The sequence below is a fragment of the Gordonia insulae genome (genome assembly GCF_003855095.1).
In the GTDB taxonomy this organism is placed as follows: domain Bacteria; phylum Actinomycetota; class Actinomycetes; order Mycobacteriales; family Mycobacteriaceae; genus Gordonia; species Gordonia insulae.
The window spans coordinates 2,586,142-2,601,665 of the sequence record NZ_CP033972.1 but is presented as its reverse complement, the minus strand read 5'-3'; the positions used below and the strand labels follow the sequence as shown (position 1 = coordinate 2,601,665).

The window sequence follows — 15,524 nt, the reverse complement described above, 5'->3', positions numbered from 1 at the left end:
GCGACTAAGACTCTCTCTCTGAGAGAATAATGTTCTCATGAACATCACCATGATCCTCGAAATGACGTCAGAAGTCGATGACAGATTGGTCATCACCTCCGGCGGCCGCTCCGTGACCGCGGTGGAGCTCGCGGTTCTGGCCCGGCGAGCAGCGCATTCGTTCGCCGGCTGCCCTGCCGTGCTCTATGAAGGCGTCAACCACCTCGCCTACCCGGTGGCGCTGTTCGGCGCGGCCTACGCGGGTATCCCCTTCGTGCCCCTCAACTATCGGCTCAGCGACACGGCGATGGCGTCGCTCGAGGGCAAGCATCCCGGTTCGACGGTGCTGCGTTCCGGAGACCTCGACAGCTGGTTGGCAGCGCTCGACGATCTGCCGGATCCGGGGCCCGACGACCTCACCGCGGATCTGACCGATCCCGACTCGGTCGCCGTGGTGATCTACACCAGCGGCACGACGTCGGAGCCCAAGGCCGCGGTCCTCCGCCAACGTCACCTGCTCGCGTACGTCTTCAACACCCTCGAGTTCAACTCGGCGGCGGTCGACAACGCCGCGCTCGTGGCGGTGCCGCCCTACCACATCGCTGGGCTGACCAATCTGATGTCCAACCTCTATACCGGCAGGCGGATCGTCTACGCGACGGGATTCGATGCGGCACAGTGGATCGACACGGTCCGCAGGGAATCGGTCACGCATGCGATGCTGGTCCCGACGATGCTCGCCCGGGTCATCGAGGCGTTGGGGGCCGACGGCACGGGCCTCCCGTCGCTCACGAACCTGGCCTATGGTGGCGCGCGGACGCCGCGGCCGGTCATCGAGGGCGCGCTCCGGGCACTGCCGGGCACGGACTTCGTGAATGCCTACGGGTTGACCGAGACGGCATCCTCGATCGCCGTGCTCGCGCCAGAGGATCACCGTCAGGCAATCGAATCCGATGACCCCGCGATCCGGGGTCGGCTCGGATCCGTCGGACGTCCCCTTCCGGGGATCGAGGTCGTCATCCGGGACGAGTTCGGCGCCGCGCTGCCGGCGGGGGTCGAAGGTCTGGTATTCGTCCGCGGAGACCAGATCTCCGGCGAATACGGCACCCGAAGCGTGCTCGACGGTGACGGTTGGTTTCCCACACGCGATCTCGGTCGGCTCGACGTCGACGGCTACCTGTACATCGAGGGCCGCGCCGACGACACCATCATCCGGGGTGGTGAGAACATCGCCCCGGCCGAGATCGAGGACGTGCTGATCGAACATCCCGCGGTGGCGGAGGTGGCCGTTGTCGGTGTTCCTGATCCGGAGTGGGGTCAACGCCTCGTCGCGGTTGTCGTCGGCGAGGGCGATGCGGAGGAGATCAGAGCATGGGTCCGTGATCGCCTCCGGTCCTCCAAGACGCCCGACTCGATAGTCTTCGTCGGCGATCTCCCTCGCACCGAGACCGGAAAACTGTTGCGCCGCAACCTACTGAATGATCTGGCAAACGCTGAGCAGAACCTCGAACTGGAGAAGAACCATGCCTGAAGCCGTCATCGTTTCCGCTCGCCGGACGCCGATCGGAACCGCGTTCAAGGGAACGCTGCGTGATACCGATGCGTTCGATCTCGCCGAGCATGCCGTCGCCGCCGTGGTCGCAGACCTCGGCTCTGCGCCGGTCGACGACGTGATCCTGGGTGAAGGACTGTACGGCGGTGGCGTGATCGCCCGCCATGCGGCCATCACGGCCGGCCTGATCGACGTGCCCGGCCTGGCCGTCAATCGGCATTGCGCGGCCGGTCTCGCGGCGGTGCAGACGGCCGCCGGGAGTATTCGGGCCGGGATGGACACCTTGATCCTCGCCGGTGGCGTGAACTCGGCCTCCACCTCGCCCAAGTCGAAGTTCCGGGTCGGCGAGGAGTGGATCGAGCCGTGGATGTCGCCGACACACCCGAATCAGCCGGACGCGCCCAACAAGGACATGTCGATCACGGTGGGTTGGAATTCGGCTGTTGCGGCGGGGATCTCGCGGACCGAGATGGATGAGTGGGCTCTGCGTTCGCATCGCAACGCGATCGCAGCGATCGACGCCGGTCGATTCGACGAGGAGGTGGTGCCGATCAAGACGGTGCACGGACTGTTCTCCGTCGACGAACACCCGCGCCGGGGGACCAGCATGGAGAAGCTGGCGTCGCTCAAGCCGCTGCATCCGGAGATCGAGGGATTCTCGATCACCGCGGGCAACGCGAGCGGGGCCAACGATGCGGCCGCCGTACTCGCGATCGCCAGCGACGAGCTGGGGTTGCCGGCATTGGCCACGGTGCGCTCGTGGGCCTCCGTGGGTGTCGACCCGGCGCGGACCGGACTGTCACCCGTGACGGCGATCCCGAAAGCGCTGAAGCGTGCCGGGCTCTCGCTGTCCGACGTCGACCTGTTCGAGATCAACGAGGCATTCGCGGCCAACTGCGTGGCCTGTGTGAAGCTCCTCGACATCGATCCGGACCGGGTCAACGTCAGCGGCAGCGGGTGTTCGCTGGGTCATCCGGTGGCGGCCAGCGGGGCCCGGATGCTCACGACCCTCGTCTACGAACTGCGCCGGCGGGGTGGCGGTATCGGTGTCGCCTCGATGTGCGCCGGAGGCGGCATCGGGTCGGCCACGGTCGTCGAGGTCCATGGCTGAGGAACGCTCCGCCAGGGAGGGCATCGACGACCTGCTCGCGGCCGCGCGCAGCGGCTCGGCACGAGCAGCCGGGCGATTGCTCACCCACGTCGAGGGCGACGCGCGGGACGTCGTGCTGGAGGCGATCGGGCCTGCGGCGGGGGAGATCTCGGCGATCGGGATCACCGGTCCACCGGGCGCCGGCAAGTCCACCACGATCACCGCGCTCGTCGCCGCATATCGGGCCGCCGGGAAACGGGTGGCCGTTCTCGCGGTGGATCCGACCTCGCCGTACAGCGGTGGCGCGCTGCTCGGCGATCGTATTCGGATGACGCAACACATCGATGATCGTGATGTGCTGATCCGATCGATGGCGACGCGAGGACACCTCGGTGGACTCGCGTCGGCCGTACCTGCCGCGATCAGGCTGCTCGAGGCCCTGGACTACGACATCGTGCTGGTCGAGACAGTCGGCGTCGGACAGTCGGAGATCGAGGTGTCCGCCGTCGCCGATCCGACGGTCGTCATTCTCAATCCCGGTGCAGGCGATGCGGTTCAGGCGGCCAAGGCCGGACTGCTCGAGGTCGCGGATCTGTTGGTGGTGAACAAGGCCGACCGGGAGGGTGCCGACCAGACGGTGCGTGACCTGCGCATGGAGTCGTCGGTGCCGGTGCTGACTCTCATCGCCTCGCGGGGTGAGGGCGTGAGCGCGCTGATCGAGGCGATCGAGGGACATCGTCGTGACGATGATGCCGCGCGCCGCGCCGCACGGTTGCGCGGTCAGATCCTGTCCCTGGCGATGTCCCGGCTGCGTACCCACCCGGCATTGGCGGACCTCGTCGACGCCGTGGTGCAGGGCGGCATGGACCCCTATACCGCTGCCGAGAAGCTCATCGCGCCTGTCTAGGAAGGGCCTTCCGGATATCCGTCGGCGAGCTCAGGCGAGATCGGCGACGATCTGCGGGAGGTCGAATGAGGTGCGGATACCGGGAGTTGCCGCGCAGACATGGCGTACCGCGTTCACCGCCCGATTGGCGGTGTAACCGGGTGTGGTCTCGGCCATCCGGCTCGGATCGATCGGCATGTTGATGTCGACGGACAGGGGTGCATCACCGTCGACGACGACCCGCCAGCCGGTGGCGAGCAGGTCCCAGCTCGGCTCGGTGTCGGTGGTGCAGTACCAGTTTGCGCGGAATCTCACGAGCTCTCGCCCGGCGGTGATGCCGGAGACCGTGATCCGCTGGGCTCCGACCGTGCCGGCGGCCAGAGAGCCCGCGGCGATGGACACCTCACGGGTCGTCAGCCCGACCTCGCCCTGCACCTCCACCGAATCCAATGGGATACCGATGGATTCGGCCAACAACTCGAGGGACGGGCCGAAGCTGCCGCGCAGATGCTCCAGGCGGTAGTCCTCGAACGCCCGCTCCGCGCCGCCGAAGCCCATGATGCCGAACAGCAGATCCGGGGAATCGCGCTGCGAGAGATCGGCGAACTCGTCGATCGAGATCTGATCGATCCGTCGCTGGAGCGAGCTGAGGACCAACGGAACAGCCTCGGTGATGAAGCCGGGACTGCTGCCGGTCGAGTGGATCGAAGTGCCCCCGACCGCACACGCGCGTTCGATGCGGCCCCGGAGGTCGACGTCCATGCTCGCCGGCCGATGGAACTCGCCACGGGTGGTGACGACGTCGATCCCCGCGGTGAGCAGCCGCACCACGTCGTCGACGTCCAGCGCGGCGGGCATGTACAGAACGCAGTCCGGTGCCAGTGCGATGACATCGTCGACGCTGTCGGTCGCGGTCAGACCGATCGGTGGCAGTCCGCACAGGTCGCCGGCATCGATTCCGCGCTTCGCCGGTGTGGTGACGTAGACACCGACGAGGTCGAGGTGGGGATGCTCGATGATCCCGCGCAGCGACCGTGCACCGATGTTGCCGGTCGCCCACTGGACGCATCGATGGCGAGCAGGGGCCACAGCGGTCGTCGCGGGTGCCGGGGCCGAGGCGGTCACGACGGCATCCGGACGACGGCTTCCTGCGCGAAAGAGGCCACCAGCGAGCCACTTTCGGTGATGATGTCGCCGCGCCCGTAACAGCGTCCGCTCGCGATGATCGGGCTGTCCTGGCGGATCATGAGCCAGTCGTCCGTCCTGAGCGGACGGTGGAACCACATCGTGTGCGACGTCACCGCGGAGTGGAACGCGGTCCCGTTGCCGCCTTGGCTGAATCCGTCCAACGGCCGCAGGGCGGTGCCGATCACGGTGAGGTCGGTGGCGTACGCGGCGACGCACGGATAGGCACTTGGATCGTCGGCGGACGGAGTGCGCATCCACATCTCGTGGTGGGGCGGCGCAGCGGCCGGATCGTTCAGGTCGTCGAGAGAGCGGACCTCCCACGGCAACAGGCTGACGGTGATCTCGCTGTCCGCATCGGGTAGCGCGGGGATCGGGTCGATGGTCTGGAAGTCGGGTCCGTCGTCCGGGACGTGCATCGCGACCGTTGCGACGGCGATCAGACGGTCGGTCTGGGTGGCGCTGATCTGGAGGGTGTCGAAGGATCGCCCACGATGTCGGTGGTCGACCTCATATGACACGTCCTCGTCCACCAGGCCTTCGCGCAGGAAGTTGGCGTGGATCGAGCGGACGGTCTTCTCCGGACTGGCCACACCGGCTGCCGCCACGAACTGCGCGAGGAGCTGACCGCCGAACAGGCGGCGGTAGGGCAACGACAGATTGGAGCCTCGGTAGCAACTCGTCGCCGACGAGGTGGCAGCGCTTGCCGATCGGTTCGTCGACGGACCACCCCCGGCGGCGACGCCGATCGGTGCGCAATCACGCAGTTCGAGAACGGAGATGAGTTCGCGCCAGTCGGTTGCCATGTCGGCAGTGTAATCGCAGATTACGCAAATGAGAATATGATTCTCGGGCTCAGGTCTGTCGGCTGAATCCCTGCGCGCAGAACTCCCAGACCTCATCTGCGGTGATGGGGTGATTATCGGGATCATCGGTCGCGCCGCTGGACTGCGCGATGAACATGACGGTCTGCATCACCATTGCCGCCACGCGGCGCGGATGCAGTCCCTCGCGCAGTTCGTCGGCGGCGCCGGCCTCTTCGAGGAACTCCGACAGCAGTGCCACGAGTGGTGCGTGGGCGACCCGGACCTCGGTCGGATGGGTCAGCAGTAGCTGGGGTGCGAAGTCACTGAACAACGGCCGCTTGGCATTCGGGTCCGGCCGCGACAGTTCGAAGAGCAGGGTCACGGCGATCCGGACCCGTGCGATCGGGTCGGTCTCGGTGGCAGCGGCCGCCCGGATCTGATCGGCGGACTTGCTCAGCGCGTCCTCGAACAGGGCGAGCAGCAGTTCGTGTTTACCGTCGAACTGGAGATAGAAACTGCGCAGGGACTGTTTCGACCGTTCGACGACCTCCTGGACCGTGAACTCGGTTGTGCCCTTCTCGGTGATGATCGCCTGGGCGGCATCCAGGAACCGCTGCACTCGCTGTTCCGCACGGAGTTTCGCGGTCTTGATCGACCGCTCCACCGCGCGCTGCTTCCATGCGGGCTCTTCGTTTGCGCTCGTCATCGCGCTGATTCTCCGCCGAGTTGCACATGCATGGAGCGAGTTTAGCTGAGTGAACCGGTCGTGGCGGCGAAGGGCACTCTGTTTGTTGAAAGTGTTCCATTCGATTGCGGAGAACGCTATTCTCGGATGAGGATAGTTTCGTTTCGCTCCAGTGTCGGTGGCTGGAGCGCGCGTCGTCGAGAGGAGAGTGTCCGTGCTCGTTGAGTTCGATTCCGACCAGCGGCTCTGGGGCAAGACCGTGCGGGAACTGCTGGCGAAGGAATGCTCGCCGGCATGGATCCGGCAGGTGGTGGACCACGGGGTCGATCCGTCTTCGCTCTGGACCACATATATCGAGCAGGGCTGGACAGAGCTGGTCGAGCCCGCGGAGGCCGTCGAACTCGCGATCGCGCTGGAGGCGATGGGGACTGCGACGGATCCCACGCCGTTCCTGGCCACCGTGACGCAGTTCGCCCCCCTCGCGGGCAGCCTCGCGGATCCGGGCCGGCCGGGCGCCGCCGTTCTGAGCGGGATCACGGCGCACCTCGATGACGAGGGATGGCTGCTCTCGGGCACCTGTCGGACTGTTCTCGACGGCGATCGCGCCGACCAGTTCGCCGTGGTGACCCCGGCCGGGGTGTTCGTCGTGGCGACCGATGGTGTCATCACCACACCGGTGCAGTCATTCGACCCGCTGTTGCATGTGGCCGACGTGACGTTTCCGTCGGTCCGCGTTGCGGATTCGCGCCGGAATCCGCAACCCGACCTCGCCCGCGCACGGGCAACCGCGCTCATGGGCATGGCGATCACGATGGTCGGCGCGTGCCAGCGCATTCTCGACCTGGCACTCGAGCATGTCACCAACCGCCAGCAGTTCGGCGTCGCGATCGGGAGTTTTCAAGCCGTCAAGCACAAGGCGGCCGACATGCATGTCGCGATCGAGCGGGCTCGCGCCCTCGCGTTCTACAGCGCGCTCACGATCGCGACCGGAAGTCCGGACATGCGTCTCGCGGCGTCGATGGCGAAAGCCTCTGCAGGCGAATGCCAATCCCTGGTGTTCCGCAACGGCTATCAACTGTTCGGGGCCATGGGTTACACGTGGGAGAACGATCTGCAGTTCGCGCTCAAGCGTGCCAAGGCAGGAGAGCTGATGCTCGGAGGTTCCGACGAACACCGCGCGCTGATCACCGAGGAGTACCGTGCAACCCAACTTTGACATCGACGTCGAGGAGTTCCGGGCAGAGTTCGTCGCGTTTCTCGATGAGCATCTGCCGACGGAGGCCCAGGCAGCTCAGCGCACCAGGTCCAGCTCGGACATCCCTGACTGGGCACGGGAGTGGCAGCGCGTCCAGTTCGACAACGGGTGGCTGCAACCGGGCAACCCGCCGGAGTTCGGGGGGCGCAACGCCGGCATCCTGCAGCAGTACGTACATCTGGTCGAACTGTCGCGGCGACGCATCTATCACAGCTACAACCCCCAGGGGCTCGGCATCATCGCGGCCTCGCTGCTCACCTTCGGTACGCCGGAACAGAAGCGTGACTGGGCCGTACGGATCCTCCGAGCCGAGATCACCGCGTCTCTCGGGATGAGTGAACCGGGCGCCGGGTCGGACCTCGCCTCCCTGCGGACGAAGGCACGTCTGGACGGCGACGAGTTCGTGGTGAACGGACAGAAGGTCTGGACCTCGGGGGCGCATGACGCAGACGTGATCCTGACGTTCGTGCGCACTGATCCGGATGTCCCGAAGCACAAGGGGATCAGTGCGATCCTCATCCCCACCGATCTTCCGGGCGTCACACGCCGTCCGTTCGGCGCGATCTCCTCGCCGACGGATCTCGACTTCAACGAGGTCTTCTTCGAAGATGTCCGCGTGCCGGCGGCCAACCTGGTCGGCGAGTTGAACGGTGGCTGGTCCGTGGCCAACGGATCGCTTGGGCACGAACGAAACCTGCTGTGGCTGAGCTTTGCCGAGCGACTCGAGGATCTGTTGCGGGACTATCGTCCGGAGACCGTGCTGGATCGTGATCGATACGCCACCCTGGTGATGAACTCGCATGCGCTCCGGCTACTCGGCACGCAGGCGCTGGGCCGGGCGGCCCGCGGTGAGCAGGACGTGCCGGCGCTGTCCGTCCTCAAGCTCCTCGGATCGGAAGCCGTTCAGAACGCGACCGAACACGCGCTTGCCGCAGCGGGGGAGGGTGGACTCGCCCACCCCGGGCTCACCGCGTCCTACAACCACATGGATCTCGAGATGCTGTACGCGAGTTGGTTCGAAAGGTACGCGCGCAGCTTCGGCTACACCATCGCCGGCGGTACGTCGGAGATCCAGCGCAATGTCATCGCGGAACGAGTGCTCGGGTTACCCCGACGCTGAGTGCGGTATCGACGAAGGGCGACGATGAACATCCTGTATGAGGCGAAGGACAAGATCGCGACGATCACACTGAATCGTCCGGAGGTCGCGAACGCGCAGAACGCGGAGCTTCTCGACGAACTCGACGCCGCATGGACAAGGGCCGCAGATGATCCGGACGTGTCGGTGATCGTGCTGCGGGGCGAGGGGAAACATTTCTCGGCAGGCCACGATCTCTCCGGTGGCGGGCCGCGGCCGGACAAGATCACACTCGAGATGGTCTACGGCGGTGAGGCCCGGCGATATCTCGACTACAGCCTGCGTTGGCGGAACATCCCGAAGCCGAGCATCGCCGCAGTCCAGGGCCGATGCATCGCGGGCGGTCTGTTGTTGTGCTGGCCCTGCGATCTGATCATCGCCGCCGAGGATGCGAAGTTCTCCGACCCGGTGGTGATGATGGGGATAGGTGGGGTCGAGTACCACGGCCACACATGGGAACTCGGCCCCCGTAAGGCAAAAGAGATCCTCTTCACCGGTCGCCCGGTGACTGCCGAGGAGGCGGAGAAGACCGGCATGGTGAATCTCGTGGTGCCGCGCGACGAACTCGATACGCGTACCGCGGAGATGGCACGGACGATTGCGGCCATGCCGCCCTTCGCATTACGGCAGGCAAAGCGGGCGGTCAATCAGACCCTCGACATACAGGGATTCTACGCGGCCATACAGTCGGTATTCGACATTCACCAAACCGGACACGGAAACGCGTTGAGTGTGAACGGCTTCCCGATACTGGCTCATCTCGACGAGATGAAGGCGCGCATCGGGTGATCCGCAGCCGCTGATCAATTCCGGTACAGAACAACGGTGTTCACGGAAGGGATTCGGTGAATTCGACGAAAAGCGCAGGTGATTACCGTATTCTCTAGCATGAGAATGTGATTATCATACTCGGTCGCCGGCGCTGGTTGCCGTCGATCCCTTCGTGAACCGTTGGGCGGCTCGATCCCGGGTCCCCACAAGAAAGGACACCACCATGCGCAGAACACTCACCGGGCGAGCCCTCGCCATGTGTGCGGGCGTGGTCATGATCGTCGGCATTGCGGCGGGATGCAGCTCCGAATCGGATGATTCGGCCCCGAGCGCGACGAGTTCGGCCGCGGCGTCGAGCGCGCCGGCCACTGCCGATGCGGCCGTCACCAAGGAGATCACCGACGCGTACACGGTCTTCTTCAACGGCCAGACGCCGCCGGACCAGCGTGCTGCGCTGATCGAGAGCGGGGCAGCCTTCACCCCGGTCCTGCAGGGTCTGACGCAGAACCCGCAGTCGATGCAGACCACTGTGAATGTCAAGTCGGTGACGCTTGTGGACGATACGCATGCGGACGTGTCCTACGACCTGCTGATGGCCGGCAACCCGGCGCTGCCGGATCAGTCCGGGCAAGCGGTCAAGGTCGACGGCACCTGGAAGGTCGCCGACGACACCTTCTGCGCGTTGATGGCCGTGCAGGGTGGTGCCGAGCAGATCCCGGTCTGCGCCTGACCTATCACCTTCGGGCCGGCCTCGATTCGAGGCCGGCCCGAAGTGTGCCCGGCGTCGGCTCTCGCGCTGTGGATCTACTTCCTTGGTCCGCTGGTCGAGTGCCGACGAACGCGTCTACTTCCTTGGTCCGCTGGTCGAGTGCCGACGAACGGAGTGAGGAGGTGTATCGAGACCTCAGGCGGCGGTGTCGAGGTGCAGGGTGCGTCGGTTGTAGGCGGGTAGTGGAGTCCTCTGCGGATCGACCTCGGTGGGTGGGATGAGCCAGGCGTGCCGTAGGCGAATGCCCGGCCCCAGCCGGGAACGGACTCTTCTCTGCGAGATCTCTCTAGAGCTCCACGAGCCGCGGCACCTGTTGCGTCGTGCGGATCATCGTCCCGAGCTCGCGGGTCAACTCTCTGCTACTGCCCAGGAGCGCATCGAGCATGATCACGCGACGGGCGTGACGGTGGAACGAGTGCTCGGCGGTGAATCCGATTCCGCCGAGCACCTGCTGGACATGCCGGGAGGTGATGATTGCCGCGCGGCCGGCCGCCGCTTTCGCGAGCATGCCACCGAGATCGCCCTCGGCGGTGGTGAGCGTGGCTTCCGCGCCTTCGATGGCGACGAGCGTCTCGGCGAGCCGATGACGTACAGCCTGGAACGCGGCTATGGGGCGCCCGAACTGCATGCGATCCAGCGCGTGGGTGCGGGCGAGATCGAGCATGGCCCGGCTGGACCCGACGAGCCACCAGCCGAGCGCGAGACGTGCGCGCAGGACCGGGATGTCGTCGCCTCGCCCCACGTCGCGCAACGGCAGGTCCGGGTCGATGGAGTCGTGGCCCTCGACGTCGTCGCGCATCCACGCCACCCATCGATCTCCCACAAAGGGCAGAGGCACAACAGCTCCCGGCTCCGCGCCGAGATCGTCCACGATCACGTCGTTGAGGATCGAACTGTGCGAACCGGTTTCGCCGAGCAATCGGAACACCAGCGGTATCGCGATCTCCGGAAGGTCGGTCAGCATCTCCGACCAGCCGAGTTCGTCCAGTGCTTTGTCCAGTCCGGGACCGGAGTCCGACGACATGACCTTGCGCAGGCTCGCCGAGAGAAGATCCTGTTCGGCCCTATCCACTGTCACCCTTTCCCAGATCGAGAAGCCGGCGCGCGATGATGTTGCGCTGGATCTCGGCTGTTCCGCCGTAGATCGTCGCCGCACGCGAGTACAGATATTCGGATCGGAGCACCGGTTCGGTCCACTCGATCGCGCCAGGGCGCAGGTCGCGGCACGTGTCGAACAGCTGCTGCTCCGCGGTTGCCAGCAGGACCTTGTCGATCGACGTCTCCGGGCCGAGGCGACCGCCCGCGCCCAGACGTTGCTGGGTGGCGAAGGAACGGCTGCGCACCGTGTGCGCGGCCAGATAGGCCGCCCCGAGGTCGAGATCGTCGGCGGGATCCGAGTGCTGCACAAGGTCGTCGAGGATGGAGAACAGGTAGGCGATGCGATGCCAGAAGCACGTCGACCGCTCATGCGGCAGCAGATCCATGGCGACCCGCCAGCCGTCGCCCGGGCGGCCCAGCATCCGGTCGGCGGGCACCACGACGTCGTCGAACCACACCTCGGCGAACTCGTCGACACCGTGCATCGTGCGCAGCGGCCGGACGGTGATGCCGGGGGTGTCCATGTCCACGAAGAACGCGGTAATGCCCTCGTGGCCGGGTCCGGTGCGCGTCAGGAGCACGCAGCGAGCGGCGAACTGGGCCAGGCTGGTCCACACCTTCTGGCCGTTGATGATCCAGGTGTCGCCGGTGTGCGGCTCCGCACGTGTGCTCAGCGACGCGAGATCACTTCCGGACCCGGGTTCGGAGAAGCCCTGGCACCATTGCTCGTCGCCGTTGAGCAGTCGGGGCACCATGTCGGCGGCCAATTCAGGCCGCGCATAGGAGATCACGGTCGGCGCCAGGACCTCGATCATCGAATAGATACCCGGCTCGGCCAGGTTGCGCGTGGCGACCTCTTCGCCGAGCACGGCTCGGAGCACCGCCGCGCCGCCCAGTCCACCGACCTCGGTCGGCCAGCCGTACCGCATCCAGTCGGCATCGAACAGGGCGCGCCGGACCCGGGACAGCTGTGCCACTTGCGCGTCGAACGAGTGATCGTCGCCGGGCGACAGGTCATGCGTGTCGAGCCATGCTCGGACCGCCGTCCGGAACTCGGCCGTGCCCGGTCCGGCGGTGCCGATCTCCCTGGTGGTCATTCCCCGGAGAAGGAGATCGCGTGGGGGCGGCCGGAATTGTGCTCGCCGTTGCGGCGGATGAACGTCATCGCCCGCGTGCGCAGTCGCCAACCGGCCTCGGTCCGGAGGTAGGTGTCGTTGTAGTAGCCGATGCGCATGTCCTGCTGCGTGTGATCGATGAAGCACAGGGGTTGCGTGCCCGTCGCGGCGTTCCTGTCGTCCCCGTCGAGGTCGATGAGGGCGGTCCCGGTCAGGAAGAGTCCCTTGGGTGCCGCTGCGACGAGCCGGGGGAAGTCGTCGAGGGAGTAGACCTCGCCGAACGCGCTGTACGTGCCGTCCGCGGTGAACACGGAGACCACACCGTCGGTGTCGCCCTTCGTCATCGTCACCGCATACTTGGCGAGCAGCTGCTCGATCTCGAGCAGGTCGTCGTTTCTGGTCGTGTCATTTGTGGACAAAGACCTTGCCGCCTTTCATCACGAAGCGGACATCCTGCGTGACCGTGATGTCCGACAAGGGGTTTCCGGGGACCGCGATGATGTCGGCGATCAGTCCTTCCGCCAGACGTCCCCGATCGTCGACATTGATGAGCTCCGCTGCGGTCGCGGTGGCCGCGCGCAGCACGGCCGCCTCGCTCATGCCCCGCTCGACCAGAGCGACGAGCTCGTCGGCGTTCTTGCCGTGCGGGATCGCCGGGGCGTCGGTCCCGACCGCGATCTTCACCCCCGCGTCGTAGGCCTTCTTGACCGAGATGCGCGCCTTCGGGAACATCTCGGCGGCCTTCGCCTGGAGTTCCGGCGGAGATTTCGACACATCCATCGCGTCCGCGAGTCGCGTGGTCGGCACCAGGAAGGTCTTGTTCGCGACGAGCATCTCGATGGCCTCGTCGTCCATCAGGAAGCCGTGCTCGATGCAGTCGATGCCGGCCTGCACCGCCTGTTTGACCGCCTCGGCACCATGCGTGTGGGAGGCCACCCGTAGTCCCCGCCGGTGTGCCTCGTCGACGATCGCGCAGAGTTCGTCAAACGAATAGTGCTGTGCACCAGGTTCTCCGGTGAGTGACATGACGCCACCGGAGACGCACACCTTGATCAGCTGTGCGCCGTGCTTGATCTGGTAGCGCACCGCCTTGCGGACTTCGTCGACACCGTTCGCGATGCCCTCCTCGAGGGTGAGCTCCATGATGTTGGGCGCGAAAGCGGCGAACATCGTCGGGTCGAGATGTCCGCCGGTGGGTGTGATGGCATGGCCTGCGGGCACGATTCGGGGTCCGTCGATCCACCCGGCGTCGATGGCGCGGCCGAGAGCGACGTCGAGCAGGTAGCCGCCGGTCTTCACGAACAAGCCCAGGTTGCGGACCGTGGTGAAGCCGGCGCGCAGCGTACGGCGGGCGTTGCCCACCGCACGCAGCATGCGGGTCGGCGGATCATCCTGCACGGTGGAGTAGACGGGCCGCTCGCCGCGACCGCCCATCAACAGGTTGACCTCCATGTCCATCAGACCGGGCAGGAGGATCTGGTCGCCGAGATCGATGACCTCGCCCTCCGGTTCACCTCCGATCCCGACGATCCGATCGCCGTCGACACGGATGATGCCCGGGGTGATCAGCTCACCCGTGTCGACGTCGACGAGACCGGCCGCTTTCAGAGTGACCATCAGACCACGGGTTCGACGTAGAGCTCGGCCCACGCTGCGCCGCTGTCCGGGACGCGGGGTTGCTTCCAGACCTCGACCGGGAACGAGACCATCACCAGCGACTGCATGAGGTGGATCAGTGAGCGCACATCCTCGGGCAGGTCGTCGAGCGGGAACTTGTCCCCGAAGGCACACGCGTCCTCGAGGCGGGGCATCGTCGCGTCGTAGAGTTCCTGCATCTGCGCCATCGTCGAGTCGAGGCGCTTGGCGTAGCGCTCGGCCTCGGTGGGCAGACACCAGTCGGAGAACTTCTCCAGGTCGGCGAATTCAGCTGGCAGCTTTGGCATCTTGGTACTCCTTGACGTGGTCGACGGCCATCTTGTGCAGGTGACGCAGGAGGATCTCCTGGTCGCAGAGCGGGAAATCGGTGACGGTGCGGGTCTCGAGCATCTTCTGCGTCGCCTCGAGTGTGTTCGCATCCTGGAGCGCGTACTCCTTGAATGTGACGGCGGCGAGTTCCTGGGCAAGGCGCTCGCGGACGGTCTTCGGCGGCACGAAGTAGAGGTTGGCCTCGAAGATGTGCTTGTTCACGGCCGTGGGCCAGTACTGATAGGTGATGACCCAGCCGGGGGCCCAGAAGAGCAGTGACATGTTGGGGAAGAACTCGAATTCGTCCACGCCCCACGGCACGGCACCCGCGGGATTGATCGCCGGCGGCAACGGTTCCAGGCCTTCGATGTCGGGGCGGTCCCACGGTCCGAACAACCCCGAGCGCAGAATGCGTTCGATCGGCTTGACCATGCTGAGGTCCTTGGGCGGCGCCATCCCGCCCCACGAGGAGATCATCGAGTGCGGACTCTGCAGGTCGTAGTGCAGCGCCTCGAAGCCCACCTTCATCAGCTTGTCGGCCTCGTCCTTCACGGCCTGCTTCTGGTGCAGCACGGGCGCGTGATAGAACTCGGCGAATGCGTCGATGAACAACTTCCAGTTGCTGCCGATCTCCGCGCGATAGCTGTAGACCTCGGTCATCTCGTGGAACGGATACCCCTTGATGCCCTTGCCGTACTCGCCCAGGTAGTCCTCGAGCGACTCCGCATCCGGATCGAGATTGATGAAGACGAAGCCTTCCCAGACCTCACAACGAACCGACTTGAGGCCGTATTGATTCTTGTCGAGGTCGAAGAACTCACCCTCCTGCTGGACGTAGCTGAGGTCGCCGGTGAGGTCGTAGCGCCAGGCGTGGTACTTGCACGTGAACTGCCGGCAGGTCCCCGAGGTCTCCTCGTTGGGGAAGTCGTCCCACACGAGCTTGTTCCCGCGGTGCCGGCACACGTTGTGAAACGCACGAACGACCTCGTCCTTGCCCTTCACGATGATGAGCGAAGTGTTGACCACCGGGAGCTCGCGGGTGAAGTAGCTGCCCTTCTTGGGCAGGCGTTCGATCCGGCCCACGTGCAGCCAGGTCTTCTTGAAGATCGCCTCGCGCTCGGCCTCGTAGAACTCGGGGTCGATCGAGTCCGTGTAGTCGACGGGCTCGGTGCCGAGGGTGGAGAAGTGTTCGGTCCAACTTCCCGCTTCTGGTTTCTTGAAGTGTGCCAA

General features: G+C 65.7%; 16 protein-coding genes and 1 pseudogene. 7 read left to right on the top strand and 10 right to left on the bottom strand.

Annotation, left to right across the window (positions count from 1 at the left end):
• Positions 1 to 37 precede the first annotated feature (37 nt).
• From D7316_RS11810 to meaB, 3 genes are read left to right on the top strand one after another with little or no spacing between them, the layout of a single operon-like run.
• Positions 38 to 1,510 (top strand): class I adenylate-forming enzyme family protein, encoded by a 1,473-nt coding sequence (locus D7316_RS11810; RefSeq protein WP_124708414.1) that lies wholly within the window; start codon positions 38 to 40, stop codon positions 1,508 to 1,510.
• Positions 1,503 to 2,642, top strand: coding sequence for a thiolase family protein (locus D7316_RS11805; protein WP_124708413.1), 1,140 nt, complete (start codon positions 1,503 to 1,505; stop codon positions 2,640 to 2,642). Before D7316_RS11810 ends, D7316_RS11805 begins: the two co-directional genes overlap by 8 nt.
• Positions 2,635 to 3,528 (top strand): methylmalonyl Co-A mutase-associated GTPase MeaB, encoded by an 894-nt coding sequence (gene meaB, locus D7316_RS11800; protein ID WP_124708412.1) that lies wholly within the window; start codon positions 2,635 to 2,637, stop codon positions 3,526 to 3,528. Before D7316_RS11805 ends, meaB begins: the two co-directional genes overlap by 8 nt.
• A 30-nt stretch (positions 3,529 to 3,558) precedes the next feature.
• Here meaB and D7316_RS11795 read toward each other — a convergent pair whose 3' ends face one another.
• Genes D7316_RS11795 through D7316_RS11785 form a run of 3 tightly spaced genes read right to left on the bottom strand, consistent with a single transcriptional unit; the run spans position 3,559 to position 6,204 of the window.
• Entirely contained in the window at positions 3,559 to 4,632 is a 1,074-nt protein-coding gene (locus D7316_RS11795) for an NAD(P)H-dependent amine dehydrogenase family protein (protein WP_232016876.1), read from the bottom strand.
• Positions 4,629 to 5,498 (bottom strand): acyl-CoA thioesterase, encoded by an 870-nt coding sequence (locus D7316_RS11790; protein WP_124708411.1) that lies wholly within the window; start codon positions 5,496 to 5,498, stop codon positions 4,629 to 4,631. The genes D7316_RS11795 and D7316_RS11790 overlap by 4 nt, the downstream gene beginning before the upstream one ends.
• Before the next feature lie 49 nt (positions 5,499 to 5,547).
• Positions 5,548 to 6,204, bottom strand: a complete 657-nt coding sequence (locus D7316_RS11785; RefSeq protein WP_124708410.1) for a TetR/AcrR family transcriptional regulator — start codon at positions 6,202 to 6,204, stop codon at positions 5,548 to 5,550.
• Positions 6,205 to 6,397: 193 nt separating this feature from the next.
• Between D7316_RS11785 and D7316_RS11780 the strand changes: the two genes are divergently transcribed.
• The 4 genes from D7316_RS11780 (at position 6,398) to D7316_RS11765 (ending at position 10,077) form a co-directional block, all read left to right on the top strand.
• Positions 6,398 to 7,399 (top strand): acyl-CoA dehydrogenase family protein, encoded by a 1,002-nt coding sequence (locus tag D7316_RS11780; protein WP_124708409.1) that lies wholly within the window; start codon positions 6,398 to 6,400, stop codon positions 7,397 to 7,399.
• On the top strand, positions 7,383 to 8,558 hold the full coding sequence (locus D7316_RS11775) for an acyl-CoA dehydrogenase family protein (RefSeq protein WP_124708408.1): 1,176 nt from the start codon (positions 7,383 to 7,385) through the stop codon (positions 8,556 to 8,558). The genes D7316_RS11780 and D7316_RS11775 overlap by 17 nt, the downstream gene beginning before the upstream one ends.
• Before the next feature lie 24 nt (positions 8,559 to 8,582).
• Positions 8,583 to 9,365 carry an enoyl-CoA hydratase gene (locus D7316_RS11770; RefSeq protein WP_124708407.1) on the top strand — a complete coding sequence of 261 codons (783 nt, stop codon included), beginning with the start codon at positions 8,583 to 8,585 and terminating at the stop codon, positions 9,363 to 9,365.
• 205 nt (positions 9,366 to 9,570) lie between these two features.
• Positions 9,571 to 10,077, top strand: a complete 507-nt coding sequence (locus D7316_RS11765; RefSeq protein WP_124708406.1) for a hypothetical protein — start codon at positions 9,571 to 9,573, stop codon at positions 10,075 to 10,077.
• Positions 10,078 to 10,251: 174 nt separating this feature from the next.
• Here the strand turns inward: D7316_RS11765 and D7316_RS27725 are convergent.
• The 7 genes and pseudogenes from D7316_RS27725 to D7316_RS11730 all read right to left on the bottom strand — a co-directional run.
• A pseudogene (locus D7316_RS27725) lies at positions 10,252 to 10,350 on the bottom strand (HNH endonuclease); the annotation flags it as partial.
• A gap of 52 nt (positions 10,351 to 10,402) precedes the next feature.
• Positions 10,403 to 11,188 (bottom strand): acyl-CoA dehydrogenase family protein, encoded by a 786-nt coding sequence (locus D7316_RS11755; RefSeq protein ID WP_232017177.1) that lies wholly within the window; start codon positions 11,186 to 11,188, stop codon positions 10,403 to 10,405.
• Positions 11,181 to 12,311: an acyl-CoA dehydrogenase family protein gene (locus D7316_RS11750; RefSeq protein WP_124708405.1), complete on the bottom strand. Its 1,131-nt coding sequence runs from the start codon at positions 12,309 to 12,311 to the stop codon at positions 11,181 to 11,183. Before D7316_RS11750 ends, D7316_RS11755 begins: the two co-directional genes overlap by 8 nt.
• Positions 12,308 to 12,748, bottom strand: a complete 441-nt coding sequence (locus D7316_RS11745; RefSeq protein ID WP_124708404.1) for a nuclear transport factor 2 family protein — start codon at positions 12,746 to 12,748, stop codon at positions 12,308 to 12,310. Before D7316_RS11745 ends, D7316_RS11750 begins: the two co-directional genes overlap by 4 nt.
• The gene (locus tag D7316_RS11740) at positions 12,735 to 13,946 is read right to left on the bottom strand and encodes a metal-dependent hydrolase family protein (RefSeq protein ID WP_124708403.1); all 1,212 of its coding nucleotides are present in this window, start codon (positions 13,944 to 13,946) and stop codon (positions 12,735 to 12,737) included. The genes D7316_RS11745 and D7316_RS11740 overlap by 14 nt, the downstream gene beginning before the upstream one ends.
• On the bottom strand, positions 13,946 to 14,272 hold the full coding sequence (locus D7316_RS11735) for a hypothetical protein (RefSeq protein ID WP_124708402.1): 327 nt from the start codon (positions 14,270 to 14,272) through the stop codon (positions 13,946 to 13,948). The genes D7316_RS11740 and D7316_RS11735 overlap by 1 nt, the downstream gene beginning before the upstream one ends.
• Positions 14,253 to 15,524 carry an aromatic ring-hydroxylating oxygenase subunit alpha gene (locus D7316_RS11730; RefSeq protein WP_124708401.1) on the bottom strand — a complete coding sequence of 424 codons (1,272 nt, stop codon included), beginning with the start codon at positions 15,522 to 15,524 and terminating at the stop codon, positions 14,253 to 14,255. The genes D7316_RS11735 and D7316_RS11730 overlap by 20 nt, the downstream gene beginning before the upstream one ends.